The following is a 2,190-nucleotide window of genomic DNA, read 5'->3' on the forward strand; positions in this document are numbered from 1 at the left end:
CCCCCATCCCTGCCTTCCCCCAGAGGGGGAACGAGTCAAACCCCGAACGCACCTTCGCCGTGCCCATCAGTTCCCCGAAACGTTCTGCGCATCGTCGAAGAAGTAGTCCTTCACCGAAGCCGGCTTGTTCCTGATCGCGCCCACCCGGTGCATGAACTCCGCCAGCGGATAGGTGTTCTGCGGCGTGGTCTTGAACTGCACCTCGGGGTTCTTGATGATCTTCAGCAGCAGCTCGCGGTCGAGCTTGGCGTTGCTCACCTTCAGGTAGATGTCCGCCGCCTTCTCCGGATTGGCGGTGACGAACTTCGCGGCCTCGTCGAGCGCATCGACGAAAGCCTTGTAGGTCTTCGGGTTCTCGCTGCGGAATTTCTCGGTCGCATAGAGCACCGTGGCCGACGACGGCCCGCCCAGCACCTGGTACGAGTTGAGCACGATGCGCGCATTCGGATTGCCCGCCAGCTCCTGCTCCTGGAACGGCGGATTGCCGAAGTGGCCCGTGATCTCGGTGCCGCCCTTGATGATGGCCGCGGCCGCGTCGGGATGCGGCACCGCCACGCTGATCTTGTCGAGCCGGTTGAACTCCTTGTCGCCCCACAGCTTGGCCGACGCGAACTGCAGCACGCGCGACTGCACCGACACGCCCACCGCGGGCAGCGCGATGCGGTCCTTGTCGGTGAAGTCGGCGATCGACTTCACGTTCGGATTGTTGGTCACCAGGTAGTACGGGAAATTGCCCAGCGAGGCCACGCCCTTCACGTTCTGCTTGCCCTTGGTGCGGTCCCACAGCGTGAGCAGCGGCCCCACGCCGGCACCGGCGATCTCGATGTTGCCGGACAGCAGCGCGTCGTTCACCGCCGAGCCGCCCGAGAGCTTGACCCATTCGACCTTGGCGTCCACACCGGCCGCCTTGGCGTGCTTCTCGATGAGCTTCTGCTCCTGCGCCACGTTGAGCAGCAGGTAAACGATGCCGAACTGCTCGGCGATGCGGATCTGGCCCTCGGCATGCGCGGCCAGGCTGCCGGCCAGGAGACTGAGGCCGGCGGCGAGCGCGGCGGCTTTGCGGGTGAAGCGGTTCATTGACTGTGGTCCCGGAAGAATCAGAAAGGCGTGTCGCCGACGATGGTGGTGCGGTTGAGACGGCGGCGCAGGTGGTCCGGCGTGCCGGCTGCGAGATGCATCAGCGAGCGGTTGTCCCAGAACACGAGGTCGTGCGGCGCCCACTGGTGGCGGTACACGAACTCGGGCTCCACGCTGTGCGCGAAGAGCTCGGCCAGCAGTGCGTCGCTTTCGTCCTGCGGCAGGCCGACGATGCGCGTCGTGAAATGCTCGCTGACGAACAGCGCCTTGCGGCCGGTTTCAGGGTGCGTGCGCACCACGGGCTGCACGGCTGGCGCGACCTGGTCGATCTGTTCTTGCGAGAGCTTGGGCCGCCACGGGTTCTTTGCGCGCAGCTCTTCGTACTTGGCGAGGTAGCTGTGCTCGGCCTTGAGCGGCAGGATGCGCCGCTGCAACTCGGGGCTCAGCGCTTCCCAGGCCAGATGCTGGTCGGCGAACAGCGTGTCGCCGCCCTCGCTGGGCAGCTCCTGCGCATGCAGCAGCGAACCGAGGCTGGGCTTGGGCTTGTACGAGATGTCCGAATGCCAGTAGACCCCCGCGTCGCCCAGGCCGATGGGCTCGCCGTTCTCCTTGATGTTGGAGACGATCAGGATTTCCGGGTGGTTCTTCAGCTGGAACTGATGGAGCACGTGGATTTCGAGCGGGCCGAAGCGGCGGCTGAAATCTATGTGCTGCTGCGGGGTGATCTGCTGGTTGCGGAACACCAATACATGGTGGTCGAGGTGTGCGCGGTGAATGCGCGCGAAGTCCGTGTCGTTGATCGGTTTCGAGATGTCGAGGCCGACGATTTCGGCGCCTACGGGGGCGGCGAAGGGGCGTACTTCGAAGTGCTGGGCGGCGGCTTCTGGCACGCGGCTGGAAAGGACGGCAGTCATGTCTGCCAATGTAGGGGGCGGGGGGTTATTCCCAAACGAACTCTTCGTTGATAGCTTATGACTTTGGAATTTTGAGGTTGAGGGTTTGGTTGTTTTCCGGGGCCGGGTCTCGGCCCGGCGGCCGACCTACTTTTCTTTGCTTCGCCAAAGAAACGTAGGCAAAAGAAAGGCGACCCTGCTGTCTGCGTCCCTTCGCTTC

Annotated in this window: 2 protein-coding genes; both read right to left on the reverse strand. The window is 64.2% G+C overall.

Annotated features, from left to right (window positions below; genetic code table 11):
* Positions 1-66 precede the first annotated feature (66 nt).
* Entirely contained in the window at positions 67-1,077 is a 1,011-nt protein-coding gene (locus AC1RVW_RS30760) for an ABC transporter substrate-binding protein (protein WP_409194915.1), read from the reverse strand.
* Positions 1,078-1,097: 20 nt separating this feature from the next.
* Positions 1,098-1,991, reverse strand: a complete 894-nt coding sequence (locus AC1RVW_RS30765) for a TauD/TfdA dioxygenase family protein (protein WP_493204515.1) — start codon at positions 1,989-1,991, stop codon at positions 1,098-1,100.
* Positions 1,992-2,190: the final 199 nt, after the last annotated feature.

The sequence above is a fragment of the Variovorax sp. MPBD4-3 genome (assembly GCF_058809745.1).

Bases quoted from the DNA above. Each gene is read 5' to 3' on its own strand.
- AC1RVW_RS30760 (WP_409194915.1), bottom strand. From the start codon at position 1,077: ATGAACCGCTTCACCCGCAAAGCCGCCGCGCTCGCCGCCGGCCTCAGT.
- AC1RVW_RS30765 (WP_493204515.1), bottom strand. From the start codon at position 1,991: ATGACTGCCGTCCTTTCCAGCCGCGTGCCAGAAGCCGCCGCCCAGCAC.